The organism is Vreelandella nigrificans (assembly GCF_002374315.1).
Lineage (GTDB): Bacteria > Pseudomonadota > Gammaproteobacteria > Pseudomonadales > Halomonadaceae > Vreelandella > Vreelandella nigrificans.
The window spans coordinates 191,352-215,865 of record NZ_NWUX01000005.1; the positions used below are offsets into that span (position 1 = coordinate 191,352).

A 24,514-nucleotide genomic window follows, 5' to 3' on the forward strand; every position below is an offset into this window, starting at 1 on the left:
GCTTCCTCTTTACAACACTGATGGTAGCCAGGTGGCGAGTCCTGGGAAAAAGGCCAGTGCCAACAGCATGCTTAACTGTAGAAGAATAAAGGGGATCACCCCTTTATAAATGGCCGAGGTAGGCACGCTCTGGGGGGTTACGCCACGCAAATAGAACAGCGCAAAGCCAAATGGCGGAGTCAAAAACGAGGTCTGCAGATTCACCGCAATCATGATGCCAAGCCAAATGGGGTCGACGCCCATGGCCAGTAATACCGGTCCGACAATCGGTACAACAACGAAAGTAATTTCAATAAAATCAAGAATAAAGCCCAGCAGGAAAATTACCAGCATGACCACGAGCGTAGCGCCTACCACCCCGCCGGGCATGGATTCAAACAGATCGGTAACAAGCTCTTCGCCCCCATAGGCACGGAAGACTAGCGAGAAGAGCGCCGCCCCAATCAAAATCAGAAATACCATGCTGGTAACTTGCGCAGTCGAATACAGCACCTCTTTCAGCATAGTGAGGTTCAGGCGGCGGTTAGCCGCAGCCAAAAGCAGCGCACCAAACGCACCTACAGCTGACGCTTCGGTGGGCGTGGCAAACCCACCTAAAATGGAGCCTAAAACGGCGACGATAAGCAGTACGGGGGGTAATAAACCTTTTAATAGCAGCGGCCAAATGCTGCCAGTATGGCCCAACTCCGCTTTCAAGGCGGCACGGTCTGCTGCAGGTGCTGCTGAGGGCTTCAGCCAAGCCACTATTAACAGGTAGATGATATATGCAATGACCAGCAGCAACCCGGGAACCAAGGCACCAATAAACAAGTCGCCAATAGAGAGCGTTTTTGGACTCCATACCCCCATCGACAGCTGCGCCTGCTGGTAAGCATTAGACAGCACATCGCCCAGCAGAACGAGCGCAATAGAGGGTGGAATAATCTGCCCTAAGGTGCCTGTTGCACAGATAGTTCCAGTGGCCAAAGAAGGAGAATAGCCGCGTTTCAACATGGTAGGTAGCGATAGCAGTCCCATCGTTACCACAGTCGCGCCCACAATACCGGTGGAGGCTGCCAACAGCATGCCTACAATCACTACTGCGATACCTAGCCCGCCCCGCAGTGCGCCGAATGCCATTGCCATCGCATCAAGCAGCGTTTCCGCTACGCGGGACTTCTCTAGTAGCACTCCCATCAAAACAAACAGCGGCACAGCCAACAGCGTTTGGTTGGTCATAATGCCGTAAAGCCGGTTAGGCATTGCGTTCATCATACGGGATTCAAAAGGCACTGCGACGCCCATGGACTGCAGCATTAAGCCAAAACCTGCAAACGCTAATGCGGTACCCGCCAACGCTAACGCCACCGGATAGCCAAGCATAAGGACCGCACACACGGTGGCAAACAGCACCAGTGGCATAAATTCCAGTAAGGTAGCCAGCACTAGAGAACCTCCTCATGTTCGTGGGAGGCGTTGGATAGCTTGCCGCGAATAATGAGTGTCTGGCGCATCAACTGCGCAACCGCCTGCAGCAGAAGTAGCCCAACCATAACTAGAATCAGCGTTTTTAAGAGGAATACGCCCGGAATACCACCATCGGGTGAACGCTCCATCACGGCCCAACTGCTGCGCACATAGCTAAAACTGCTAATCGCAATAAATAGCGCTACGGGAATAAGCAGGAAGAGCGTACCTAGCAGGTCAACCCAAGCACGGCCACGCTCTGAGAAGCGTCGATAAAAAATGTCGACCCGTACATGGCCATCACGCTTAAGTGTCCAGGCCGCACCCAGCATGAAAACAGCGGCATGCATATACATAACCGACTCTTGCATCACAATACTGTTGATACCTATGAAGTAGCGCATCACCACAACAGCGAATTGAATCACCATCATGATAATCACTAACCAGGCAATGGCCCGGCCTACCCCTTCGGTCAAGCAGTCGAGCCAACGCAATAGACGTGGCTCCTGGGCATTTGCGCACATTGGCGATGTCCTGCATTAATAAAACGGCCCAGAATCATCGCTGATTCTAGGCCAGACGTCATCCCCTTAACACATGATTCGTCGCCAAGCAGTAATTTATACGCTGATTAGTCGTATTAACCCTTGTGGGCTAAACGTGCAGCCTCTGCGTCGGCTAAAGAATTCAGGCAAGCACTGGGAAGCGGTAAATCTACGGCAATCGGCAAGTGGTCAGAGAACAAGTGATCCAGCACGCGTACTTCAGCGGCTTCGAGTGTTTGTGAGAGCAAAATATGATCCAGCGCTCGACGTGGCTGCCAGGAAGGATAGCTTAACAGCGGTTTGACAGGGTGTAGCGGCAACGAGGTACTAAAGCGCGCGTGGGCATGCAACTGCTCAGGCGTACAATTCAAATCCCCCATCACTACCACATGACGAAGCGGCTCGATAATGTCGCTCAGGTAGTTAAGCTGACGCACACGTCCACGATGACTCAACGCCAAATGGGCCACAAAGATGTGCAGTGCGTCTGGCCCATCGCCATAGCGCACATGTATCGCGCCACGACCAGGCAACGCTCCTGGTAAACGGTGCTCTTCAATACGGCTAGGCACTAAACGGGAAAGCAGGCCGTTACTGTGCTGGGCAAGACGCCCAAGATTACGGTTCAACTGCTGGAAGTAGTGGGGAAACCCCGCCTGGCAAGCGAGGAATTCCACTTGGTTAATACTGCCAGAGCGGAAGCTTCCACCATCGACTTCCTGCAGCCCAACAACATCAAACTGACCGAGCACCTCCCCCATCATCGCCAGCCGTTTTAAGCGCTGTGGATGGGGCAAAAAATGCTGCCAGCTACGGGTCACGTAGTGGTGATAAGCAGAGGTTTGAATACCTACCTGCAAATTAAATGTCAGTAGCTTCAAATGGCCCTCATCCAATAGCGATTTCCCACTATTGGAAGCGAGGCCACCTGTTAAGCCGCCTACATGACCTTTCTCTAACACTGTTATTCTGCACGCTCACTGCGTACACGCTCGATTAAAGCCTCCGCAACTTGAGGCATGTTTTCAAGGCTACCTGCCGTGCTGGGAGTGATCACATAGCGACCATCTACCACTAGCGCAGGAACCCCCATCAAACGCATTTCTCGCATGCGGCTGTGCGCTTTATTGACTTCACTACGTACGCTGAATGAACCCAGCGCTTGTTTTGCCTCTTCTTTCGAAACACCGTAGTCAGCAAAAAACGCTGCAATGTCATCTGCATCGGTTAGCGAGCGGCCATCTTCATGAATGGCCTCGAAAAAATCTGCATGCAGCTTTTCTTCAATTCCTAGCGACTGGGCAGCATAAAAGGCATTGGCGTGGGTATTCCAATCACCGCCCATGGTGGCAGGCATGTGCACAATGCTGACATCGTCTCCAAGTGTTTCGTACCACTCGCTTACAGGCGTTTGCAGACGGTAGCAGTGCGGGCATCCGAACCAAAACGCTTCGGTCACTTCGATCTGTCCATCATCTACGTTTGTCGCTACGGGGGAGGCAAGGAGCGTGTAGTGCTGACCTTCAACCAATTGCTGAGCATTGACGGTAGCAGCAAGGCCCAGACCAGCCAGCGCAACCATTAACGTTTTAAACATAGCGAGAATTCTCCGAGGATAAGCGAAGGCTGAGACCGTCAACGGAAGCCCGAGGTTCCCCGCTTGGCCAACTTAATGAAACAAAAGGGGGAACCCAAGAGGTTACGCTTAGTGCAAGCCCAACAGATAGTTGGCTACCGCTTCCATATCGTTGTCGCTCATTTTTGCAGCGATATCACGCATGATATTGTTCGCGTCGTTAGCCCGTTCGCCAGCTGCAAAATCCTGCAGGGTGGCGATGGTATACTCTGCATGCTGGCCGGAAAGCGCCGGATAAACCGCGCTGCCAATACCTACGCCGGTCGGTGTATGGCAGGCACTACAGGCAGGAATACCTTTTGCCATATCACCTGCACGGTAAAGCTCTTCACCACGCGCCAGAAGTTCAGCATCTTCGTCACTGGTTTGACCCAAATTGGCGTTTTGCCCAGCGAAGAAGGCAGCCACATCCCAGGCATCCTGATCAGAGTAGCCGTCAACTTGACCAGCCATGGTGGGAACCACACGGTTGCCATCGCGAATATCCATAATCTGCTTGGCAAGATAAGACATCTGCTGTCCTGCCAAGTTAGGAAAAGCACCCGAGGGGCTGATGCCCGTTTGACCATGACAGGCCGCACAGGTTTGGGCCATTTCACGACCAGCGGAAGCATCAGCCTCAGCTTGATAGTCGGTTTGCGCGTGGGCGGTGCCAACGGCACCCATGGTAATTGCCAGGCTTGCCAGTAACTTTCTCATTGCTAGTCCACTATGCCGTTTGATTATTGACTGGTACGCATCCTGGGCGCTGCCCAGGTTCAGCACTTTACCAGGGTCAGCTCCGCCAAAACGAACAACATGTCGTGTTGGTCGCTGCTGGCTAGAGCGCGATGGTACACTAGCGCCCCAGGTCGCAGTTATAAACATCTTGCATTATAACGAATCACCCTAGCGGCGGGAATGCAAGTCCAAGACTGCTTTAGGGGTAATTCGTCGCGGTACCGCTTTTTTTCACGTTAATGTGATGAAAACGGGCCGTTTATACGTTCGTTTTTCAGGATTAAGTCCATGACTACCCCCCATAATAGCCTAGTCACTCGGCTGAACTACCCCACTGCTCGCTTTATCATCAGTGCACCAACGCTTGCGCTTTGTCCTGATGATACCGGTGCGGAAGTAGCCTTTGCCGGGCGCTCCAACGCGGGAAAATCGAGCGCGATTAACGCGCTGACCCAGCAGACCGCGCTGGCTCGCACCTCGAAAACACCGGGCCGCACCCAGCTGATTAACTTTTTTAGCGTAATGAACGATGAGTCGCGACGCTTGGTCGATTTACCTGGCTACGGTTACGCCAAAGTGCCTGAATCAGTCAAACTAGAGTGGCAAAAGCACTTAGCAGAGTATCTTCGCAACCGCTTTAGCCTACGCGGCCTAGTACTGCTAATGGACGTGCGTCACCCACTCACCGAGTTCGACCAAATGATGCTCAACTATGCTGACCAGCGTGCAATGCCGGTGCATATTCTGCTCACTAAGTCCGACAAGCTTAAAAAGGGCCCGGCCAGTGCTGCGTTGCAAAAAGTTCGATCGCGCCTCAAAGAGTGGGAGGACTTAGTCTCGGTACAGCTTTTTTCCTCGCTTAAACGCGACGGCGTAGACACACTTTCTCAAAAGCTGGACCAGTGGCTGCATACCCCGGTCCAGCCAGAGCAAGACCAGCCTTCCGCTTAAGCTGCTCACAGCCACAGCGCTTAACTGCGCTTTTCCAGCCACTCAATTAGGCTGGGCAGTTCTTTAATATGAGCAATGCGGTGGACACGCGCAGGTAGCGCCTGATCACCGCGCTCGGCTACCCAAGCGGCATGCATCCCCAATTGCTGGGCTGGTAGCACATCTTCTTGCCAAGAGTCGCCCACATGCATGGCACGGTTCGGTACCACATTAAGCCGCTCAAGAGCGGTAAGAAATGGCTTGGGATCTGGCTTGGGCGCTAGCAACTCACCTGCTGCAATCGCAACAGGAAAGTAGCTGGCCAAGGGTTGGCGCTTCAAGTGAATATTGCCGTTCGTAATCGCGGCCAAGTGGTACCGTTCAGCTAAGGTGGCCAGTAACCCAGCAGCTTCAGGGTGAGGCGTTACCTGCACCCGTAAACGGTGAAATTCGTTCATTGCGCCAGCTGCCCAAAGCAGTGCTGCACTGCGCGCCAGGCCCTGCGACTCTAGTTGTGCCTCAAGCGCTCGTAACCGTAACCAGGTAAAGTCTCCACGCCGCTCAGGTACTCGCTGCGCCCACTGCTGGCGACGGTGCAAATAATCCGTCACGCCCTGTTCATAGTTCAGTGTTAACGGTGACTCCTGACGTGCTTCACGCCACACCGCCAGTGCCTCTAACAGCCAACGATAGTGCCCCTCTTCGGTTTTTAACATTACCCCTTGGTTATCCCAAAGCGTGTCATCAAGATCAAAGGTAATCGCTTGCAAAGAGGACATGGCTAGCTCCGGGTAGGGCGGCGTTTAGCACGTGGGTGAGCGGCGTCGTAACTTTCAGCTAAGTGCTGCCAATCGAGCCGCGTATACACCTGGGTAGTGGATAAATTGGCGTGGCCAAGCAGTTCCTGGACCGCGCGCAGATCCTGGCTAGATTCCAAGAGATGGCTAGCAAATGAGTGGCGCAGGCGATGGGGATGCAAATGCTCAGGTAGGCCGCGCTCAATAGAGAGCAGCGCTAAGCGCTTTTGAATAGCCCGATGCCCCAGGCGCTTACCGCGCTGACCGACGAATAGCGCTAACTCACCAGCAGGCGCTAACCCTTCGCGGCAGGTAAGCCAGACTGTCAACGCCTGATGAGCGCGGCTACCCACCGGCACTTGACGGGGTTTACTGCCTTTACCCATCACTCGTACATGGTTAGCGGTTAAGTGGTCTAAATCCAGCGCCGCCAACTCTGCCAAGCGCAAGCCGCTGGAATAAAACAGCTCCAACATGGCTTGATCACGTACCGCTAGTGGCGAGCCATCGTGAGGAGTATCCAAAAAGCGCGCCAAGGCGTCTACATCTACCGGTCTGGGCAGGTGGCTTGGCTGTTTGGGGGTGCGCAGCAGGCTCACAGGGTTATCCGCCAGCACGCCCTGTTTAACCAAGAAGTCAGCAAAGCGCGAGAGCGCAGCGCGCCTGCGTGCCAAGCTTCTAGGTGCCAAACCACGGCTGCGCTCCGCACCTAAAAATGCCCTTAGAAAAGGCGCATCCAACGCGCAGGGGTCAGTGACACTCCGCTGTTCCGTAAAGCGGCAAAGTGCAGCCAAATCCTGGCGATAGGCTGCTACCGTGGCGGGGCTTGCGTGAGCTGCCAGCGCCGCTAAATAGCACTCAACCTGCTCTGCCAATAGCATGTCAGGCACGGGACTCAAGCCGCATCAAAAGTCGCGCGACGATATCTCCCAGGTACTCGGTAAACAGCGTATCCATGCTGGCGCGGTAGCATTCAGGGTCGGGACTGGCTAGCAGTAAATACCCCAGCGGCTCCCCTGCCGAAAGGCGTGAGATTGCGCAGGAACCTGCTTTACGAGGCACCTTGGTATGAGGCAGTAGGCACTTCCAGTCGCTAACACTCAGTTTGGCACAGCGGCTAGTGCGACCATCCAACAACGCTGCTAAGCGAGCGCTGGCATGCTGATCCAGCACATGGCGCGGAGGCTGGGGAGGTGTCGGCTCACTATCACTTAGCGTCGCGGGGCACCATAGCGCCATAGAGGGAGTATCGAAGTGCTCACTTAACTGGGTTGCTAACGTTTGAGCCAGCGTATCGCGATCTTGCGCTTCTACCAGCGCTAGCAGTGTTTCTCTTAAGCGACGGTACTGGGCCTCGTTATGCCGAGCTGTTTCTAGCAAGTGTTCAAGGCGCCCTTCGGCTTTTTCAGCGCGCTCGCGTAAGTCCATAACCAGCCGTTCAAGCAGAGATACGGCGCCATCGATATGTGGATGCGGTACTTTGAGCTGCTGTAATAACCCTTCCCTACCGACAAAAAAATCGGGATGACGGGCTAACCAGAACGCCACTTGATCAGGGTCGAGCGTCTTGCGCGGCTCAGGGGCTTGAGACATCGCCGTTCTCCTCGAATTAGGTGAGTGCTACACGACCATCAAAGACCCGCGTAGCAGGCCCTACCATAACTAACGATGCTTCAGGATCAGGCCACTCAATGCTGAGCTGGCCACCAGGCAAATGTACCGTAACGGGGCTTTTCAACAGCCCCTGACGGATACCGCTAGCCACAGCGGCACAGGCTCCGGTACCACAAGCAAGGGTCTCGCCACTACCACGCTCGAACACTCGCAAGCGGATCTCACTGGGCGATACTACTTGCATAAAGCCTACGTTGACCCGTTTGGCAAAGCGTGGATGCGCTTCAATTAATGGACCTAGCCGCTCAACCGGTGCGGTGGCTACATCGTCAACCTGGAGTACAGCATGGGGGTTGCCCATGGAGATAGCACCGATATGCAACGTTTCCCCCGCTACTTCCAGCGCATGTAGCGGCTGATCGCCAGGAGCTTCAAAGGGTAATGTGGCAGGATTAAAGCGCGGCTTGCCCATATCCACGCGCACCAATCCATCGTGTTGCACATGCAGAACCAGCGGACCACCAGCAGTTTCCACGTGGATTTCATGCTTATGGGTCAGGCGCTGATCACGTACAAAGCGAGCAAAACAGCGCGCACCGTTACCACAGTTCTCCACTTCACTACCATCTGCGTTGTAGATACGGTAGCGAAAATCCATATCCGGATCTCGAGGCGGCTCTACGATCAGTAGCTGATCAAAGCCAATACCAAAACGGCGATCCGCCAGTTGGCGAATCTGCTCATCTAGCAACTTTGCACGTTGGGTAACTAGATCAACGACCATAAAGTCATTACCCAAGCCATGCATTTTGGTGAAGTGGAGCAGCATCAATGCCTCCCTTCAGGTAGCAGCGCCTCACCAGCCCACAGGCTCTCCAAGCTTTCTCGAGCGCGTACTACGTGATAAGTGCTGCCATCCACCATGATCTCTGGAGGGCGCGGGCGACTGTTATAGTTTGATGCCATCACAAAGCCATAAGCCCCTGCTGAGCGCACTGCCAGCAGGTCACCTTCTGCGATAGCCAACTCGCGCTCTTTACCCAGGAAGTCGCCGGTTTCACATACTGGACCAACCACATCGTAAACCGCTTGCTGACGACTCTGACGCGTATCCACTGGCACAATGGCCTGCCACGCCTGGTACAGAGCTGGGCGGATTAGGTCATTCATAGCGGCGTCAACAATCGCAAAGTTCTTGGTTTCGCCAGGCTTTAAGAACTCCACTCGGGTCAGCATCACGCCAGCATTAGCGGCTATCGAACGGCCCGGTTCAAACAGCAGGGTTAGCGTCTCACCGCCGCTCCAGCGCGAGAGGCGCGCCAGCAACTGGCTGGCATAATCAAACGGCTGGGGTGGTTTTTCATCGCGGTAAGGCACACCCAAGCCACCGCCTAAATCGAGATGGTCGATTTCAATACCACGCTCACGCAACCGCTCCATCAGTACTAAAAGCCGCTCTAGAGCATCCAAAAACGGAGCAGTTTCAGTCAACTGGGAACCGATATGGCAATCAAGCCCGGTCACGCGCAGGTTGGGAAGACTAGCAGCCAATTGGTAAACATCCAGCGCATCATCCACTGGAATACCAAACTTATTGTCTTTCAACCCGGTGGAGATATACGGGTGGGTACCAGCATCCACATCGGGATTGACCCGCAGTGAAACCGGTGCAATTTTACCCAGCTCTCCCGCCACACGATTCAAACGCTCAAGCTCGGGGCGAGACTCGACGTTGAAGCACTTAATGCCCACCTCTAACGCCCGCGCCATCTCTTGAGGCTGCTTGGCGACGCCTGAGAAAACCACTTTTGACGGCGCGCCACCAGCCTTCAGCACACGCTCCAGTTCGCCCGCCGAGACGATATCAAACCCTGCGCCTAGTTTTGCCAGCAGCCCCAAAACAGCGATATTGGAGTTGGCTTTTACTGCATAGCAAATCAGGTGCGGGTGGCTACCTAACGCTTCGGTATAGGCACGGAAATGGCGCTCAAGTGTAGCCTTTGAGTAGACGTAGCACGGTGTGCCCATCTCAGCGGCCACCTGGGTGAGCGGTACGTCTTCGGCAAACAAAACGCCGTCACGGTAATTAAAGTGATCCATTAACCCTCCTGAACAGCGGCCGCATTAGCAGTGAACGCATTATCGTCTGGTAAATAGAGCGGCCCTTTCTGGCCACAACCTACTAACAGCAGTGCGGCCAGCAACACCGCACTGGCCTTAGTCACATAACACTTCATGCAGCACCTTTAAGTGTTGCCAGTGCTTCGCGGGCACGACTTGCTGCAGCGCGCACTTGGTCAGGCGCAGTGCCGCCGATGTGGTTACGGGCTGCCACGGAGCCTTCCAAGGTCAATACCTCGAACACGTCCTGCTCGATAATGGTGGAGAACTGCTGCAGCTCCTCCAGGGTCATTTCTGAAAGATCTTTCTTGGTTTTCAGTCCATAAGCCACTGACAGGCCAACAATTTCGTGAGCATCACGGAAGGCAACACCTTTACGCACGAGATAATCCGCGAGATCCGTGGCGGTCGAGAAACCGCGCCGAGCCGCTTCATACATGCTCTCTTTCTTCGGCTCGATAGCGGGTACCATATCGGCAAAGGCTTTTAAGCAGTCGCGTACGGTGTCTACCGCATCAAACAGTGGCTCTTTGTCTTCCTGGTTATCTTTGTTGTAGGCCAGCGGCTGCGACTTCATTAGCGTTAGCAGTGCCATTAAATGTCCATATACGCGGCCGGTTTTACCACGTACCAGCTCGGGCACATCAGGGTTTTTCTTCTGCGGCATGATAGAGGAGCCAGTGCAGAAACGGTCAGGCAGATCAATAAAATCAAACTGGGCGCTGGTCCACAACACTAGCTCTTCGCTCATACGCGAAAGGTGCATCATTAAAATGCTGGCAAAGCTGGTGAATTCGATAGCAAAGTCACGATCAGAGACAGCATCCAGGGAGTTTTCTGCCGGACGTTCAAATCCAAGCAGCTCAGCCGTCACGTGGCGGTCAATGGGGTAAGTAGTGCCCGCCAGCGCAGCAGCGCCTAGGGGCAGCACATTGACCCGCTTGCGGCAGTCAAGCAAACGCTCGTGGTCGCGGGCCAACATCTCTTGCCAAGCCAACAGGTGGTGCCCAAAGGTGACCGGCTGTGCTGTTTGCAGGTGGGTAAAGCCAGGCATAATGGTGTCAGCTTCACGGTCGGCAAGCTCAATCATACCTTCACGCAGACGCACCAACTCTGCTTCAATGACGTCGATTTCATCGCGCATAAACAGGCGAATATCGGTGGCGACCTGATCGTTACGCGAACGCCCAGTGTGCAGTTTCTTTCCAGTAATGCCGATTTTATCGGTCAAACGTGCCTCGATGTTCATGTGCACATCTTCAAGCGGTACCGACCAGTTAAATTCCCCCCGCTCGATCTCACCCTGAATCTCGGTCAGACCGTTAAGAATGGCGTCACGCTCTTCGTCACTGAGCACACCCACTCGCGCCAGCATAGTGGCGTGGGCAATGGACCCTCGGATATCCTGGTGTGCCAGGCGCTGGTCAAAATTCACAGACGCAGTGAAGCGTGCGACAAAGGCATCGGTGGGCTCGCTAAAGCGACCGCCCCAGGACTGGTTAGTAGCTTGGCTCATCGGAGGCATATCCTGCTGACAGAACTAATGGAATCGTTAAGCGAAAGTGTACCAGAGTCACTGCACCCAGCGGCATGCCGTTTTTACGACAGTAGTTGCTTCAGAGGTCGACAGCTCTACGGGGCAGGCGTTTTATGCAGTGCTTCGCTTAAATTTAACCGGTTATTTTTACTGTGTGGCCGGGTGCTTTATGATGAGACTTATCACAGTTTGTCGCGCCGTGTCAGCGGCCAAGGGAGAATAACAGTGTCATCCATCACTAAATTGCGCATCGCCACGCGTAAAAGCCAGTTGGCCATGTGGCAGGCCGAGTACGTCCGCGACCGTTTGATGGCGGCACACAACGGCTTGGAAGTCGAGCTAGTACCCCTCTCCACCAAAGGGGATAAGATTCTCGACACGCCACTTTCAAAAATCGGCGGTAAAGGGCTGTTCGTTAAAGAGCTGGAAGACGCCATGTTAGACGGCCGCGCCGATATCGCTGTTCACTCCATGAAAGATGTACCTATGCACTTTCCAGAAGGACTGGGGCTTTCAGTAATTCTAGAAGGCGCTGACCCTACCGATGCGTTTGTTTCTAACCACTATAACAGCATTGATGAGCTGCCTGAGGGAGCACGTATTGGCACAGCCAGCCTACGCCGCGGCCTGCAGATACGCGAAGCACGCTCAGACATTCAAATCCTTAATCTACGCGGTAATGTGCAAACACGACTGGCAAAATTAGATGCCGGTGAATTTGAGGCGATCATTCTTGCCACATCGGGGCTCAAACGTCTGGGACTTGATGAACGTATTGCCCAAGCACTGCCCCCTGAAATTTGTCTTCCTGCCTGTGGTCAAGGGGCACTGGGGATTGAGTGCCGCTTGCACGATCCTGAGCTGATCAGTTTACTGGCACCATTAGATGACCCCGACACGGCAACTCGCGTGCGCGCCGAACGCGCCATGAACACCCGTTTAGAAGGGGGGTGCCAAGTTCCTATCGGCGGTCATGCAGTACTCGATAAAGCCAATGATACAATTTGGCTGCGCGGCTTAGTGGGTAACCCAGAAGGAACCGAAGTGCTACGAGCAGAAGGTAGCGGCTCTATCCATGAGCCTGAAGCACTGGGTATCCGTGTTGCGGAAGACCTGCTTGACCAAGGTGCAGGGGACATCCTGGCTGAGGTTTACGGCAACAACGTATGACCCAGCCGGTACTGATTTGCCGCCCCGGTGAACGTGGCGAGGCCCTTGCCTCCGCGTTACGCACCCAAGGCGCATGGGTAGAGCCACTGGACGTCATGCAACTTGAAGCGCTGCCTGAAGATGCCATACAGCGTCGACTCTGGATGGATATTGATCAGTACCATAAGATAGTCGTGGTCAGCCCCTTTGCTGCCGAATGTTTAAGCGCAGCGCTGGAACGTTATTGGCCACAGCTTCCTGTGGGAATTGATTACTATAGCGTTGGGCGCTCTACCGCTTATACCCTCTACGAACAGTTAGGGGTGCGTGTTCATATTCCTGCACCTTCTAGTGGGGAGGATACTAGCGAGGCATTGTTGTCACTTGCTTCGCTGAAAACGCTTACCCACCAACGAGTGCTGCTGGTAGCAGGTGAAGGCGGCCGCACGCTACTCACCGAGACACTAGAAGCACGTGGCGCAGAAGTAACCCGTGTAGAGGTGTATCGACGTGTGTATCAACCACCGTCGCCGACTATGCAGCAGCGTCTTATTTCAGGCGATTATCGGGCGTTAATCGCTACCAGCGGCGAACTGCTTGAACATCTGGCAAAATGGTGTAATCAAGCAGCGTTGAACCAACCGCTAATCGTTTCCAGTCACCGTTTAGCTAAACTGGCCGGTAAACTGGGTTTTTGTGACCTCAAGGTGGCGTCGGGAGCAACGCCGGCTGCGCTGGTAGCTGCGTTGGATCGGTCCTGCAACCCAAAGGGTGCCGATGTCGATCAAGGAACTTAATAAGGGCTAGCGACAGATGAGCAAACAACTAAATGATCAGGAAGGCGTACGGAAAGCGTCTGCCGATGTATCACAAGATGGCGCTACGCCGAGCGATACTGCCGTGCCCGCCTCTTCAAACAGCGCGCCTGCGGGGCCAGCATCCTCTTCTTACGCGGCTAAGAACAGTCGTTCTCGCCGACGCAATAAAGGCGGCTACACTCCCACACCATCAAACCAGGATTCAGCTAGTACCGCCCCCGTAGCACCAAACGGTAACACGGCCCAAGCCCATGTTGAGCAAAACAGCACTAGTGCTGCGAGTAAAGACAGTACTGCTAGTAAGGATCGCACTGCGCCCAAAGATACTGCTGTAAATAGCACAGCAGCTTCCAGCAGCAGCCCTAAAGGCACCCCACCGCCAACCAGCGGGGGTGGTGGCAGCCACCATTCTGGTAACGGCAGTGGCAGCAAAAGCGGAGTACTGGCAATTGCGTTGGTGGTTATCCTTACGGTGGCCTTGGTGCTGGTTGCGTGGCAAGGCTGGCTGCGCCTGGATAGCCAGCAGCAGCGTTTGGACGAACTCGCCCAACAGGCTGAAAGCAGTGCATCGCAACAGGCCGTCAGTGACCTTGAGTCTCGCATCAACAGCGGAGAAGCGGAACGCAACCAAGCGCTTGATAGCACCATGAGTGAGCTACGTAGCGAGCTTGATAGCTATCGCAGTGATATCGATGGCACCTTGGATCAAGTGCTAGCCCAGCTATCACAGGAGCAGGAAACCGATGAACGCGACTGGCTACATGCCGAAGCCGCCTATCTGCTTCGCTTAGCCAACCAGCGTCTGCAGTTTGAAGGCGATGTTGATGGTGCGGCTGCACTGCTGCGCACTGCCGATGCTCGCTTAGTGGATGCTGACAATCCGGCACTAACGGCAGTACGTCGTGAAATTGCCAATGAACTGGCCGCACTCGACGCCGTACCCCGCATTGATCGTACGGGTATCTATCTTGCACTAAGTGCCCAGCAAGAGCGTATTTCTAGCCTGCGCCTGTCACAAGAAATTGAAGAGCGCGCCGTTACCTCAAGTATCGAACAACCGCCGACCGGAACCTTCCAGAACCAGCTCGCACGGTTTGGCTCCGAACTGAAAGACTTAGTGGTTATTCGTCACCATGACGAAGCCCTGGAAACGTTAATTACCCCAGAGCAAGAGTCCTACCTGCGTCAAAGCCTGCGCTTAGTGCTCGAACAGTCGCAGTTAGCGCTATTAAAAGAAGAGCAGGAGCTCTATGAAGCAAGTATCGATAAAGCGCTAGCGCTACTGAACGGTTACTACGATACCGAGCGGGACGAGACACAACGCGTCATCGGCCGCCTGCAAGAACTGAAGCAAGTTCAGGTACAGCCTGAGTTACCTGATATCAGTGCTTCTCAACAAGCTTTGGCGAGCTTCATCGACAACCGCTTTGAATCGCGTCGCCAAGGCGGAGGTGATGCATGAGAAAACTCATTCTGCTTATCGTCGCGGGTTTAGCAGTGGGTGCCCTATTTGGGCACCTGATGATGGCGGTTCCTGGCTACTGGCTAATTCGTGTAGGTGATACCTCCGTACAGACCTCCTTCTGGTTTGGTCTGGTACTGCTCTTCGCTGCCTTTATCGCCCTGCATTTTGCACTACGTTTACTCAGCGGCATTCTTCGGCCGATGGGACGTTTTCGCAGCTGGAACAGCCGCTCTCGCAATCGCCGCGCGATGAAGCGTACCGTGCACGGTTTAGTTGCCCTGACCGAAGGACGCTGGAAAAAAGCCGAGAAAACGCTGGTGCATGCTGCTGCCGATTCCAGCACGCCGCTGGTGAACTACCTTTCTGCGGCATTAGCGGCCCACTACCAAGGCCACCATGAGAAATCTCAAGAGCATTTGCACCAAGCGCAGCTCACCACCGAAGGGGCTGATAGCGCCATTGGGCTAATGCAGGCACAGCTGATGATTGATCGTCAGCAGCCCGAAGAAGCCCTGGCAATTCTTAACCGCCTGGATAAAAAGCTTCCCAACCACCCGCAGGTGCTCAAGCTTCTTAAGCAAGTACATCTTAGTGTTAACGACTGGGAAGGTCTGCGCCGCCTGATTCCACGTTTGGCCGCACAAAAGCTGATTACCCAGCAAGAGCGTGAACAGCTGGAGTTTAAGGCTTACCGCGAACTCATCGTGTTTGAAGCCAAAAACCCCACTAATATTGAGCGGGTGCGCGGGCTATGGGCTGACATGCCAGACTACCTGCGTGGTAACACAGAGCTGATCGTGCTTTATACCGAAGCACTTCTTCAGTCGAACGAAGAGCCTATCGCCGAGCGGCTCCTTAACCACTCTCTGGATCACCATTGGGACGCCCGCTTAGTAAAGCGTTACGGCTTACTTAACGTAGACGCAGCTCGCCAGTTAGCGAAAGCGGAGAAATGGTTGCAAGAACGCCCCAATGACCCAGAGCTGTTGCTGGCCTGCGGGCGTCTTTCACTGCGCACTGGCAAATGGGAAAAAGCGCTGGAGTACTTCGAAGCCAGCCAACGCCAGCGGCCTAATGGTGAAGTATGTGCTGAGCTTGCCCGCCTATATGCAAGCCTTGGCGAGCATAACAAGAGCCAGCTCTACTACCGCCACAGTGTAGAAATGCTTGCTAAGTCATTGCCTTCGTTGCCTCAACCAAGCGATGCCAATGACAGTAAGCAAAACCCACCCCACAAAGCAGTTAAGAAAAGTGCTTAAAGTCGTTCGATAGCCAGAATCGAAAAAGTACTATCGAAAAAGTACTATCGAAAAAGGGTGCCCATCACACACATGGGCACCCTTTTTTTATCTACGCTAGCACGCCTTACGACGTTTCAAGCTCGCTGTTAGCAGTTGTTAACTCAGACGTACAATGGCCGCAGCGCACTGCTTTAATTGGCACCACCATAAAGCAATAAGGGCAGGGTTTCTCAGTTGGGTCAGCAGGGGCAACGGCCTCTTCTCGCTTTAACCGATTGATAGTGCGCACCAATAGAAAGACCACAAACGCTACTATTGTAAAGCTCACCATCGCATTGATAAATAGCCCCACATTTAGTGTTACCGCCCCCACAGTCTGAGCATCCGAAAGCGTTGCATAAGGCCCCTCAACACCTCCCTCTCTTAGCACGACAAAGAGATTCGAAAAATCGACTCCTCCCACCAGCAAGCCAATTAATGGATTCAGAACGTCAGCAACTAGGCTCTGCACAATTAGCGTAAACGCCCCGCCAATAATGATCCCCACCGCCATATCGATGACGTTACCCTTAACCGCAAACTCACGGAATTCTTGGAAAATTTTTGCCATTTACCAACGCCTCTAACGTTTTTGAGCCAGCCAACAGAGCGACTTCATTCAATTAAAAGCATGGGCGACGGTGCGTTAGGCGGCAAGTAAATTTCTTTAGGTTGGAAGCTGTAGGAGCGGAAGTGCTGCCGGACACGGGTAGCAATGTTTATTGCCTCACCGTTATCACACCACATTCAGCAGAGTGGCTCACTTTGTGCGAGACACTGCCAATCACAACGCTGCCTAAATCACTTAGGCCACGGCTTCCCATCACAATAGTATCGATATTAAATTCATTAGCAGTATCTAAGATTATCCGCACTGGATCGCCCTGGGTAAGTAACCCTTCGATTTGTTGGACTCCTTGCTCACGTGCTGACTTTGCAGCTTGCAGTAATAACTGCTCGCCCGCTTTCTCACGTTCAGCGAGGGTGGTTTCGGCATTAATAGCGCCAATGCCCCATACCAGTGTGGTGGTATACGACAGTGCTTCAGGTACGTGCAATAGATAAAGCGTTGTGGCATTTTCATCTAGTAATTTACAAGCCACTGACAACGCTTGCCTTGCATGCTCAGAGCCATCAATGGGCACAAGAATGCGAGTATACATAGCTGGTTCTCCCCTATTTATCCCGTTGTTTTATTACTAAAGTCTTAGACAATATTTCGCTTACTAACACCTAAATACTGCTAGCGTTGTAATGCCTAATTAAGCTGGCTAAAGACCGTTGCGCTGCCAAATGCTAGCCAGCTTGTAATTATCAGAATCACAAAACAAATATTATTTAAGTAGCCACTCATACCTTGGAGGTATCATGGAACTACGCCACCTGAGGTACTTTTGTGTTGTTGCCGAAGAGCTTAATTTCACCTGTGCTGCCGAACGCTTACATATGTCGCAGCCCCCTCTATCGCGCCAAATTAAGCAGCTAGAGCAAGAAGTCGGTGCAGAGCTATTTGAGAGAACTTCCAGAGGATTACGCCTAACACCTTCAGGTGTATTTTTTCAGCAGCATGCACTACAGATATTAGAGAAAGTGGACGTCACCATTGAGGCAACACGGCACATGGCGCGCAGCAAGCGTGTGCTGTTTGGCATTGGCTTTGTGCCTTCCGTGTTTTATGGGCAGCTTCCCATGCTGGTGCGTGACTTACGGCGAATGGATAATGTTGAACTCACCTTGGCTGAACTTACCACAGTGCAGCAAATTCAAGCGCTCAAAGCAGGCCGCATCGATATGGGATTCGGGCGCTTACGCATTGATGACCCAGACGTAGAGCAGGAGATTCTCTTCGATGAGCCGTTAATTGCAGCGCTATCCAGCGGCCACCCGTTAGAGGGCACGACGCCCAGCTGTGAAGAACTGGCCCGCTATCCACTCATCCTATTTCCGGCTAAACCCCGCCCTAGTCTAGCCGATATGGTACTGGGCATTTTTCGCCGCCAAAGATTAAAAGTTGAAGTAGTACAGGAAGCTAATGAGGTTCAGACAGCGCTTAGCCTTGTCGCTTCAGGTATCGGCATTACGCTGGTTCCAGAACAGGTAAAGCGTGTACAGCGTGACGGCATCACTTACGTAGCATTAGCAGACAAGTCAATTACGGCCCCCGTTATTTGCAGTCGCCGGCGTGGAGAAAAACCCTCCCCGCTTATGCAGGAAGCCAATGCTATTTTAGAAGTGCTCGTCGAAAATCGCCGCACTGGGCGTTACCCCTGAGGGTTCGTGCGAAAACGCCGGTGTAGTAAATTGTAGGCAAGCGCCCCAACGATTACACCCCAGAAGGCAGAGCCGAGCCCTAAAAAACTGATGCCCGACGCTGTGGCAATAAAAGTAATGACTGAGGCTTCCAGGTGGCTCTTTTCTGCGGCAAACGCACTTATATTGCTGGTAATGGCGCCAATCAGCGCTAGACCTGCCAGGACTGCCACAAACTCACCCGGCAACGAGGTGAAGAGCGCCACAATAGTGCCTGCAAAAGTGCCACCAACCAGGTAGAAAACCCCGTTCGCCACACCTGCAACATAGCGCTTATCCGGATCTTCGTGGGCTTCCTTACTGGTACAGATTGCCGCCGTTATCGCGGCGATCACTGTGGTAATCCCGCCGAAAAAAGCCGTAAAAAAAGACGTTAAACTCGTCACAGTTACAATTGGCTTGGCAGCCGTGTTATATCCGAAACTTCGCATAATCGCCATGCCCGGCAGAAACTGTCCGGTAAGACTAACAAGTACCAGCGGGATGGCTAAGCTCAAAGTAGCGTTCCACGTCCACTCGGGGCGAATGAACTGTGGCTCGGCAAGCTGGACAGAAACGCCATCTAAACTGGCGCCTTCGATAAACACAGCCAAAACGATGCCCACCACCAGCAGCAACACCAAGCTGTAGCGCGGGGTTAGTCGTTTAAACAGTAGATAAGCGATGATCATCCCAATCGCTAGCGCTGGCACACTTTCCAACGAAACGAAGACTCCTACCCCAAACTGGAAAAGAATGCCTACCATCATGGCGCTGGCAATGCCGGGTGGAATCATCTGAATAATACGGTCAAAGGAACCCGTAACACCGATCAGGAAAATGATCACCGCTGCCGTCAGATAAGCCCCTACCGCTTCATTGAGTGATAACCCCGGAAACAGAGTCACTAATAGTGCCGTGCCCGGAGCAGACCACGCAGTTACCACTGGAACCTTCAGCCACAGGCTAAGGAAAATACCTGATACGGCTGCACCGATAGAGATGGCCCAGACCCAAGACGTCATCATGGCGCTTGATATTTCAGCACTTTGAGCCGCCTGGAAAAAGATAGCGAGTGGGCCAGAGTAAGAAATCAGTACCGCCACAAAGCCAGCGGTGATCGCTGGAATCGACATCAATAGGTCTTTTTGAAATAGCGTTTGCAATTGCTTATGAAATTGCATGCAACAAATTTCCTAATGTTGTTGAATTTAGCCGTTAATAGCTAACGCTGCCGACAAGGCAACCTCGTCGGCAGCGTATTTGGCAACGCCGAGATAGGTCTCAAGGATCTTAGGATTGTCTTTTAATCCCTGCGAATCACCGCTATAGACCACTTCGCCTTTGACCAGTAGCAGGTGTTTCTCGGCTATATCGAGTAGGTGGTCGATATTTTTATCGACGATAATGGTAGAAATGCCGGTTGCCTTAATTTCACGGATGATCTTCCAAATCTCATCACGGATCAGCGGCGCGAGGCCTTCCGTTGCCTCATCAAGGATCATCAGGTCAGGATTGGTAGTCAGCGCCCGGCCAATCGAGAGCATTTGCTGCTCACCGCCGGATAACAAGGCACCATCGTGGTTAATACGCTGACCCAACCGCGGAAACGTATCCAGAACACGCTCCAGCGTCCAAGGGGTCTCTCCCCGCTCGTTGGGACGCGCTGCCATAATGAGGTGCTCACGCACGCTGATGCCTGGAAAAATACCGCGGCCCTCCGGCACGTAGCCGATACCTTGGCGAATCAACTGCCAGGGGCGCCGCTTGGTTGCCGAGACTCCTTTAATAAAAACCTCGCCACGCCGCGGTGGTACAAAGCCCAGAACCGACTTCAGCGTCGTGGTCTTACCCATTCCGTTACGCCCCATAAGACTCAGCGTCTGGCCGGGCATAAGAGTCAGATCAACTCCATGTAAAATATGGCTCTCACCGTAGTAAGTATGCAACTCGCGCGCGTCAATCAAGGGAGTCATCGTGTTTTCTGCACTCATGCGGTGGCCCCTTTATCATGACGCCCCAAGTAGACATCACGCACCTGTTCGCTGGTACGTATTTGTTCAGTCGGGCCGCTCTCCAACACACAGCCATCAACCATCACAGTAATGCGATCTGCCAAGCGGAACACTGAATCCATATCGTGCTCAATCAGTACCAGCGTGTAGCGGTCTGTTAGACTTGCGAGCAGTTCGGTTACCTGAGCGGTTTCCTCTCGCCCCATACCCGCCATTGGCTCATCGAGCAGCATCAGCGACGGAGCCGTTGCCAGCACCATGGCAATCTGTAGTTGACGCTGCTCGCCATAGCTCATATCTGATGCAGTCGTATAAGCGCGATGGATTAAGTGGCACGTATCTAGCACCTCAAGTGCGCGCTCACTCACCTCTCGTGCAGTTTGCCGTGAACGCCAACTGCCAAACACACCCCCCATATGAATACGCGCGGCTAATTCGCAGTTCTGCAGACAATTAAGACGAGGGAATATGTTGGTCTTTTGATGGCTGCGGCCTATCCCCATGCGCGCAATCTGGCGTGAATTTTTACCCTGAATCGGCTGATTGCGATAAAGCACCTGGCCTTCAGAGGGAGGCATCTCACCAGAAAGCAAATTAATGAGGGTGCTTTTACCCGCGCCGTTAGGGCCCAAAATGGCGTGAATTTCATTGGATTTAACATCAAAATCAACGCCGTTGACTGCCACTAAACCACCGAAGCGTCTGGTTAAACCATGGGTGGCTAATACAATTTCATCGCGCATTGCTCAGTCCTCCTTACTCTGTGTGACGGGTTGAGCAGAGGCAGTTGCAGGCGCATTTTCTGTTTCGTGCGCTTCAGCATTCATGATGCGCTTGCGCTGCCAGGGCGGCGCAATAATCAAGCCAGCAATACCGCGCGGTAGCACCAATACGGCCACGATGATGGTTAGCCCCATTAGTATTGGCCAGTGAGTGGTGGCATGTTCGTAGAGATAAAGCAGAATTTCATAAGCAAAAGCGCCTAAAATAGGGCCAAAGATGGTACCCATTCCGCCCAAAATCAGCATCATCAACACTTCACCTGAGGTGTGCCAACCTAGTTGAGCTGGATTCGCAAAACCGTACTGCATAGCAGCTAACATGCCCGCAATCGCCGCCATCACTCCTGAAATAACAAAGGCAATCAGTTTGTAACCACCGGTGGCGTAACCTAATGCCTGCATACGATGCTCATTGTCATGAATGCCGTCGAGCACTTGCCCGAAATAGGAGCGTGTTAGCCAGCGCAGGAAGAGATAACCGATCAACAGCATGCCCAAACAGAAATAAAAGAAGCTATAAGGGTTATCGAGATCCAGCAGCGTGCTTTCTCCTATCGCCAGGCTGGGGCGGAACATGATGAAAACTCCATCGGTTCCCCCCGCAAATCGGGAAGTGCTAACGAAGTAGTAAAGCATCTGACCAAACGCCAGCGTGGTCATAATAAAGAAGATGCCTTTAGTGCGGATCACTAACACGCCGATTAACAACCCGACACAGGCAGAAATACCCATTACCAGTGGCAGCATCCACCACATTGATGCCGGGCTAAAATCAGGGCTGGCTAATGCCAGTGTATAAGCGCCCAGGCCGAAAAATAGCGCATGCCCCAGGCTCACTAAGCCTAAAACCCCCACCAATAGATCCAGGCTCATCGCAAACAGCGCCAGGATCAGCATAAAAGTCAGTTTCTCCAACATAAAGTTGGCTTGGTTACCAAAGGCGGCTTCCCCCCAAAGAGGAAATGTTGCCACCAAAGCCGTCAATACCAGCATGATGATCGCAACGCGCTTGGGATATCTATGCAACATTTCTTATTCTCCTCACGCGAACAAGCCGCGTGGTTTAACTAGTAGCACGGCCGCCATAATCAGGTAGATCACCATACTGGCGAGACTCGGGATCAAGACAGAACCAAAGGTAGTCGCCATGCCAATAATAATGGCGCCCCAAAACGCTCCTTTAATAGAGCCAATACCGCCAATCACCACGACCACGAAACAGGTAATCAGAATGCTATCGCCCATACCGGGGGTGATAGAGGTAAGCGGCGCGGCGATCATGCCAGCGAAGGCGGTCAGCGCAACGCCAGCACTGAAAATGAGGGTAAAGAGCGTGCGCACATTGATGCCTAAGCCTTCCACCATGTCGCGATTAACCGCTCCAGCGCGAATAATGATGCCTAGCCGCGTATGACGAATAATCCAATAAATAACCCCGGCCAATGCTAAGCAGACCCCCATCACAAATAGCCGGTAGACTGAATAGCGCAGGTTGGACGTCAGTTGAATACTGGAATCAAACGGTGCAGGCACCGATACGCTGTGCACATTGCCGCCCCAAATAATCCGCTGCACTTCGTTGAGCACTAAAATCATGCCAAAGGTAAGCAGGACCTGATAAAGGTGGTCTCGTTTGTAAAGCGTATCGAGAAACAGCCGTTCGATGATGAGGCCCAGTGCAATAGCGATGGGAATAGCAACGACAATTGCCAACCAGAAATTGCCCAGCCGCATGGTCAGGTCGTAAACCAAATAGGCACCGATCATATACATGGCGCCGTGGGCAAGATTGATGATACCCATAATGCCGAAAATCAACGTCAAACCGCTGGCAATCAGAAAAAGCAGCAGGCCGTACTGCAAGCCGTTAAGTAGCTGTACGCTGAAAAATGCGAGATCCATGAGATCCCTCCGAGAATCAGAGTGAGGGGCGGGCGACACCCGCCCCAGAATGCCTAAAAATGCCGTTACATCCGGCAGGCTTCATCGGGTACTTCTAGATTCTCGGCAGCGATACTGATGACTTCGTGTTTGCCGTCGCGGATCTCGCGTAGATAAACGTTTTGAATGGGATGATGTGAGGCCGAGAAGCTTAAGGGCCCACGTGGGCTTGCCAATTGAACATTGGCTAATACATCTATCAGACGTTCTTGATCAGAGGTGTCGCCACCTAATACAGAGAGCGCTTGCACTAGCATCATCCCCGTATCGTAGCCTTGTACCGCATAGGTATCGGGTATTTCACCGTAAGCACTTTCGTAGGCGGCAACGAAGGTTTGATTCTGCTCATTCTCTAGCGTTTCCGCATAGTGAAGTGTGGTCAACACGCCTTCACCCGCATCACCCAAAGCAGCTAAGTTACCTTCCGTAAGAAAGCCTGAACCTAGTAACGGTATGCTCTCCTTCAGGCCCGCCGATGCATAATCCCTGACAAAACCCACTCCGCCACCGCCAGCAAAGAAGGTATACACAGCGTCTGGTGCAAGGCTGGCAATTTGCGTTAGGTAGCTCTGAAATTCAGTGCTTGGGAAAGGCACTAAAATTTGCTCGACAATCTCGCCGCCTTCGGCGGTGAACGCCTCTTCAAAGCCCGCAAGATCTTCTTTGCCACCGGCGTAATCCCAGGTAATGGTGACAATTTCACGATGCCCTTGGTCATAGGCCACCTTGCCCATTGGGTAGCTGTCTTGCCACATGCTAAAAGATGTACGGAAAACGTTTGGCATGCACAGCTCATTCGTCGCGGCGCCTAGCCCCGCATTCGGAATGATCATAATCGCACCAGTTTGTTGAGCGACTCGCAGCATACCCATAGCAACACCGGAGTGTACGGGCCCAATAACGAAGTCCACTTCGTCCCTGTTAACAAGTCGACTCATATTTTGTGGCGCTTTAGAGGGGTCAGCTTCTGAGTCAAGTTGTACGTACTCAACTTCACGCCCACCCAGCTGACCACCCTCTTGTTCAATGGCAAGTTTCAGCCCATTAGTAATGGCTTCACCAAGAGCTGTGTAGGTACCGGAATAAGGCAGCATCAGGCCAAGTTTCACCGGTTCATCATTAGCCATTATGTTTGCTGACATAAGAGCAGTAGCGCTCATCAAAGCTGCTAGGGAGGTCTTTTTAAAGGTTTTCATTATATTTTCACCAGGGTTAAGTTGTTATTGGTTTGGAGTTGGCGCGTTAATACCGCAGTCAGTGACGTCCCTGTCCCATATCTACCGATTACACGTGATAGACGTCGATAACTTGATGGATATAGTCGTTGTTCAACTGCACGACTTTTCTTGTGATCAGTGGGGTCTCGCCCGACACGTCCAGGGTGTAGAAGCTCGTGCCGAAGAAGCTGTCGGTCTTCTTGTAGCGG

General features: G+C 53.0%; 26 protein-coding genes. 6 read left to right on the forward strand and 20 right to left on the reverse strand.

Going from position 1 to position 24,514, the window contains the following annotated elements; all coding sequences use genetic code 11:
• Positions 1–9: 9 nt before the first annotated feature.
• The 5 genes from CPA45_RS08800 to CPA45_RS08820 all read right to left on the reverse strand — a co-directional run bounded on the left by CPA45_RS08800 (position 10) and on the right by CPA45_RS08820 (position 4,329).
• Positions 10–1,425 carry a TRAP transporter large permease gene (locus tag CPA45_RS08800; protein WP_096651176.1) on the reverse strand — a complete coding sequence of 472 codons (1,416 nt, stop codon included), beginning with the start codon at positions 1,423–1,425 and terminating at the stop codon, positions 10–12.
• Entirely contained in the window at positions 1,425–1,973 is a 549-nt protein-coding gene (locus tag CPA45_RS08805; protein WP_096651177.1) for a TRAP transporter small permease subunit, read from the reverse strand. The genes CPA45_RS08800 and CPA45_RS08805 overlap by 1 nt, the downstream gene beginning before the upstream one ends.
• 116 nt (positions 1,974–2,089) lie before the next feature.
• Positions 2,090–2,875 (reverse strand): endonuclease/exonuclease/phosphatase family protein, encoded by a 786-nt coding sequence (locus tag CPA45_RS08810; protein ID WP_340640159.1) that lies wholly within the window; start codon positions 2,873–2,875, stop codon positions 2,090–2,092.
• Positions 2,876–2,958: 83 nt separating this feature from the next.
• Positions 2,959–3,591 carry a thiol:disulfide interchange protein DsbA/DsbL gene (locus CPA45_RS08815; RefSeq protein WP_096651179.1) on the reverse strand — a complete coding sequence of 211 codons (633 nt, stop codon included), beginning with the start codon at positions 3,589–3,591 and terminating at the stop codon, positions 2,959–2,961.
• 108 nt (positions 3,592–3,699) lie between these two features.
• Positions 3,700–4,329: a c-type cytochrome gene (locus tag CPA45_RS08820; RefSeq protein ID WP_096651213.1), complete on the reverse strand. Its 630-nt coding sequence runs from the start codon at positions 4,327–4,329 to the stop codon at positions 3,700–3,702.
• 309 nt (positions 4,330–4,638) lie between these two features.
• On the opposite strand from CPA45_RS08820, the gene yihA reads away from it, so the two are divergent.
• The gene (gene yihA / locus CPA45_RS08825) at positions 4,639–5,301 is read left to right on the forward strand and encodes a ribosome biogenesis GTP-binding protein YihA/YsxC (RefSeq protein ID WP_096651180.1); all 663 of its coding nucleotides are present in this window, start codon (positions 4,639–4,641) and stop codon (positions 5,299–5,301) included.
• Between the two features lie 20 nt (positions 5,302–5,321).
• Here yihA and CPA45_RS08830 read toward each other — a convergent pair whose 3' ends face one another.
• The 7 genes from CPA45_RS08830 to argH are packed head-to-tail and all read right to left on the reverse strand — an operon-like array spanning position 5,322 to position 11,328.
• Positions 5,322–6,059 (reverse strand): HAD family hydrolase, encoded by a 738-nt coding sequence (locus tag CPA45_RS08830; RefSeq protein ID WP_096651181.1) that lies wholly within the window; start codon positions 6,057–6,059, stop codon positions 5,322–5,324.
• A 2-nt stretch (positions 6,060–6,061) separates the two neighbouring features.
• Complete coding sequence (locus CPA45_RS08835; RefSeq protein WP_096651182.1) at positions 6,062–6,958, reverse strand: tyrosine recombinase XerC; 897 nt, start codon at positions 6,956–6,958, stop codon at positions 6,062–6,064.
• Position 6,959: 1 nt separating this feature from the next.
• Entirely contained in the window at positions 6,960–7,670 is a 711-nt protein-coding gene (locus CPA45_RS08840) for a DUF484 family protein (protein WP_096651183.1), read from the reverse strand.
• 16 nt (positions 7,671–7,686) lie between these two features.
• On the reverse strand, positions 7,687–8,520 hold the full coding sequence (gene dapF / locus CPA45_RS08845; protein ID WP_096651184.1) for a diaminopimelate epimerase: 834 nt from the start codon (positions 8,518–8,520) through the stop codon (positions 7,687–7,689).
• Positions 8,520–9,791 (reverse strand): diaminopimelate decarboxylase, encoded by a 1,272-nt coding sequence (gene lysA / locus CPA45_RS08850; RefSeq protein WP_096651185.1) that lies wholly within the window; start codon positions 9,789–9,791, stop codon positions 8,520–8,522. Before lysA ends, dapF begins: the two co-directional genes overlap by 1 nt.
• Positions 9,791–9,928: an LPS translocon maturation chaperone LptM gene (lptM, locus tag CPA45_RS08855; RefSeq protein ID WP_096651186.1), complete on the reverse strand. Its 138-nt coding sequence runs from the start codon at positions 9,926–9,928 to the stop codon at positions 9,791–9,793. Before lptM ends, lysA begins: the two co-directional genes overlap by 1 nt.
• Positions 9,925–11,328 carry an argininosuccinate lyase gene (gene argH, locus CPA45_RS08860; RefSeq protein ID WP_096651187.1) on the reverse strand — a complete coding sequence of 468 codons (1,404 nt, stop codon included), beginning with the start codon at positions 11,326–11,328 and terminating at the stop codon, positions 9,925–9,927. The genes lptM and argH overlap by 4 nt, the downstream gene beginning before the upstream one ends.
• Positions 11,329–11,574: 246 nt before the next feature.
• Between argH and hemC the strand changes: the two genes are divergently transcribed.
• The 4 genes from hemC to CPA45_RS08880 are packed head-to-tail and all read left to right on the forward strand — an operon-like array spanning position 11,575 to position 16,040.
• Positions 11,575–12,519, forward strand: a complete 945-nt coding sequence (gene hemC, locus CPA45_RS08865; protein WP_096651188.1) for a hydroxymethylbilane synthase — start codon at positions 11,575–11,577, stop codon at positions 12,517–12,519.
• Positions 12,516–13,295 carry a uroporphyrinogen-III synthase gene (locus CPA45_RS08870; RefSeq protein WP_096651189.1) on the forward strand — a complete coding sequence of 260 codons (780 nt, stop codon included), beginning with the start codon at positions 12,516–12,518 and terminating at the stop codon, positions 13,293–13,295. The genes hemC and CPA45_RS08870 overlap by 4 nt, the downstream gene beginning before the upstream one ends.
• A 16-nt stretch (positions 13,296–13,311) precedes the next feature.
• The gene (locus CPA45_RS08875) at positions 13,312–14,778 is read left to right on the forward strand and encodes a uroporphyrinogen-III C-methyltransferase (protein ID WP_096651190.1); all 1,467 of its coding nucleotides are present in this window, start codon (positions 13,312–13,314) and stop codon (positions 14,776–14,778) included.
• Entirely contained in the window at positions 14,775–16,040 is a 1,266-nt protein-coding gene (locus CPA45_RS08880; protein WP_096651191.1) for a heme biosynthesis HemY N-terminal domain-containing protein, read from the forward strand. Before CPA45_RS08875 ends, CPA45_RS08880 begins: the two co-directional genes overlap by 4 nt.
• A gap of 106 nt (positions 16,041–16,146) precedes the next feature.
• Here the strand turns inward: CPA45_RS08880 and mscL are convergent, their stop codons facing one another.
• Together mscL and CPA45_RS08890 are read right to left on the reverse strand one after the other, a co-directional pair.
• Positions 16,147–16,632 carry a large conductance mechanosensitive channel protein MscL gene (mscL, locus tag CPA45_RS08885; RefSeq protein ID WP_096651192.1) on the reverse strand — a complete coding sequence of 162 codons (486 nt, stop codon included), beginning with the start codon at positions 16,630–16,632 and terminating at the stop codon, positions 16,147–16,149.
• Between the two features lie 148 nt (positions 16,633–16,780).
• The gene (locus CPA45_RS08890) at positions 16,781–17,224 is read right to left on the reverse strand and encodes a universal stress protein (RefSeq protein ID WP_096651193.1); all 444 of its coding nucleotides are present in this window, start codon (positions 17,222–17,224) and stop codon (positions 16,781–16,783) included.
• 205 nt (positions 17,225–17,429) lie between these two features.
• Here CPA45_RS08890 and CPA45_RS08895 point away from each other — a divergent pair, with 205 nt between their 5' ends.
• Positions 17,430–18,332, forward strand: a complete 903-nt coding sequence (locus tag CPA45_RS08895; protein ID WP_096651194.1) for a LysR family transcriptional regulator — start codon at positions 17,430–17,432, stop codon at positions 18,330–18,332.
• On the opposite strand, the gene CPA45_RS08900 is transcribed toward CPA45_RS08895, so the two are convergent.
• The 6 genes from CPA45_RS08900 to CPA45_RS08925 all read right to left on the reverse strand — a co-directional run bounded on the left by CPA45_RS08900 (position 18,323) and on the right by CPA45_RS08925 (position 24,215).
• Positions 18,323–19,534, reverse strand: a complete 1,212-nt coding sequence (locus tag CPA45_RS08900) for a benzoate/H(+) symporter BenE family transporter (protein WP_279628807.1) — start codon at positions 19,532–19,534, stop codon at positions 18,323–18,325. The two genes, CPA45_RS08895 and CPA45_RS08900, sit on opposite strands and share 10 nt — an antisense overlap.
• 27 nt (positions 19,535–19,561) lie before the next feature.
• Positions 19,562–20,344, reverse strand: a complete 783-nt coding sequence (locus CPA45_RS08905; RefSeq protein ID WP_244287556.1) for an ABC transporter ATP-binding protein — start codon at positions 20,342–20,344, stop codon at positions 19,562–19,564.
• Entirely contained in the window at positions 20,341–21,108 is a 768-nt protein-coding gene (locus tag CPA45_RS08910) for an ABC transporter ATP-binding protein (RefSeq protein ID WP_096651195.1), read from the reverse strand. Before CPA45_RS08910 ends, CPA45_RS08905 begins: the two co-directional genes overlap by 4 nt.
• 3 nt (positions 21,109–21,111) lie before the next feature.
• The gene (locus CPA45_RS08915; protein WP_244287557.1) at positions 21,112–22,176 is read right to left on the reverse strand and encodes a branched-chain amino acid ABC transporter permease; all 1,065 of its coding nucleotides are present in this window, start codon (positions 22,174–22,176) and stop codon (positions 21,112–21,114) included.
• 12 nt (positions 22,177–22,188) lie between these two features.
• Complete coding sequence (locus tag CPA45_RS08920; protein ID WP_096651196.1) at positions 22,189–23,049, reverse strand: branched-chain amino acid ABC transporter permease; 861 nt, start codon at positions 23,047–23,049, stop codon at positions 22,189–22,191.
• Positions 23,050–23,114: 65 nt separating this feature from the next.
• Entirely contained in the window at positions 23,115–24,215 is a 1,101-nt protein-coding gene (locus tag CPA45_RS08925; RefSeq protein ID WP_422822022.1) for an ABC transporter substrate-binding protein, read from the reverse strand.
• Positions 24,216–24,514: the final 299 nt, after the last annotated feature.

Coding starts and splice junctions, on each gene's coding strand:
- CPA45_RS08870 (WP_096651189.1), top strand. CDS start 12,516: ATGACCCAGCCGGTACTGATTTGCCGCCCCGGTGAACGTGGCGAGGCC.
- lysA (WP_096651185.1), bottom strand. CDS start 9,791: ATGGATCACTTTAATTACCGTGACGGCGTTTTGTTTGCCGAAGACGTA.
- CPA45_RS08915 (WP_244287557.1), bottom strand. CDS start 22,176: ATGTTGCATAGATATCCCAAGCGCGTTGCGATCATCATGCTGGTATTG.
- CPA45_RS08830 (WP_096651181.1), bottom strand. CDS start 6,059: ATGTCCTCTTTGCAAGCGATTACCTTTGATCTTGATGACACGCTTTGG.
- CPA45_RS08900 (WP_279628807.1), bottom strand. CDS start 19,534: ATGCAATTTCATAAGCAATTGCAAACGCTATTTCAAAAAGACCTATTG.
- CPA45_RS08905 (WP_244287556.1), bottom strand. CDS start 20,344: ATGAGTGCAGAAAACACGATGACTCCCTTGATTGACGCGCGCGAGTTG.
- lptM (WP_096651186.1), bottom strand. CDS start 9,928: ATGAAGTGTTATGTGACTAAGGCCAGTGCGGTGTTGCTGGCCGCACTG.
- CPA45_RS08805 (WP_096651177.1), bottom strand. CDS start 1,973: ATGTGCGCAAATGCCCAGGAGCCACGTCTATTGCGTTGGCTCGACTGC.
- yihA (WP_096651180.1), top strand. CDS start 4,639: ATGACTACCCCCCATAATAGCCTAGTCACTCGGCTGAACTACCCCACT.
- CPA45_RS08815 (WP_096651179.1), bottom strand. CDS start 3,591: ATGTTTAAAACGTTAATGGTTGCGCTGGCTGGTCTGGGCCTTGCTGCT.
- CPA45_RS08925 (WP_422822022.1), bottom strand. CDS start 24,215: ATGGCTAATGATGAACCGGTGAAACTTGGCCTGATGCTGCCTTATTCC.
- CPA45_RS08910 (WP_096651195.1), bottom strand. CDS start 21,108: ATGCGCGATGAAATTGTATTAGCCACCCATGGTTTAACCAGACGCTTC.
- dapF (WP_096651184.1), bottom strand. CDS start 8,520: ATGCTGCTCCACTTCACCAAAATGCATGGCTTGGGTAATGACTTTATG.
- CPA45_RS08820 (WP_096651213.1), bottom strand. CDS start 4,329: ATGAGAAAGTTACTGGCAAGCCTGGCAATTACCATGGGTGCCGTTGGC.
- CPA45_RS08920 (WP_096651196.1), bottom strand. CDS start 23,049: ATGGATCTCGCATTTTTCAGCGTACAGCTACTTAACGGCTTGCAGTAC.
- CPA45_RS08890 (WP_096651193.1), bottom strand. CDS start 17,224: ATGTATACTCGCATTCTTGTGCCCATTGATGGCTCTGAGCATGCAAGG.
- CPA45_RS08840 (WP_096651183.1), bottom strand. CDS start 7,670: ATGTCTCAAGCCCCTGAGCCGCGCAAGACGCTCGACCCTGATCAAGTG.
- CPA45_RS08875 (WP_096651190.1), top strand. CDS start 13,312: ATGAGCAAACAACTAAATGATCAGGAAGGCGTACGGAAAGCGTCTGCC.
- mscL (WP_096651192.1), bottom strand. CDS start 16,632: ATGGCAAAAATTTTCCAAGAATTCCGTGAGTTTGCGGTTAAGGGTAAC.
- argH (WP_096651187.1), bottom strand. CDS start 11,328: ATGAGCCAAGCTACTAACCAGTCCTGGGGCGGTCGCTTTAGCGAGCCC.
- CPA45_RS08895 (WP_096651194.1), top strand. CDS start 17,430: ATGGAACTACGCCACCTGAGGTACTTTTGTGTTGTTGCCGAAGAGCTT.
- CPA45_RS08880 (WP_096651191.1), top strand. CDS start 14,775: ATGAGAAAACTCATTCTGCTTATCGTCGCGGGTTTAGCAGTGGGTGCC.
- CPA45_RS08835 (WP_096651182.1), bottom strand. CDS start 6,958: ATGCTATTGGCAGAGCAGGTTGAGTGCTATTTAGCGGCGCTGGCAGCT.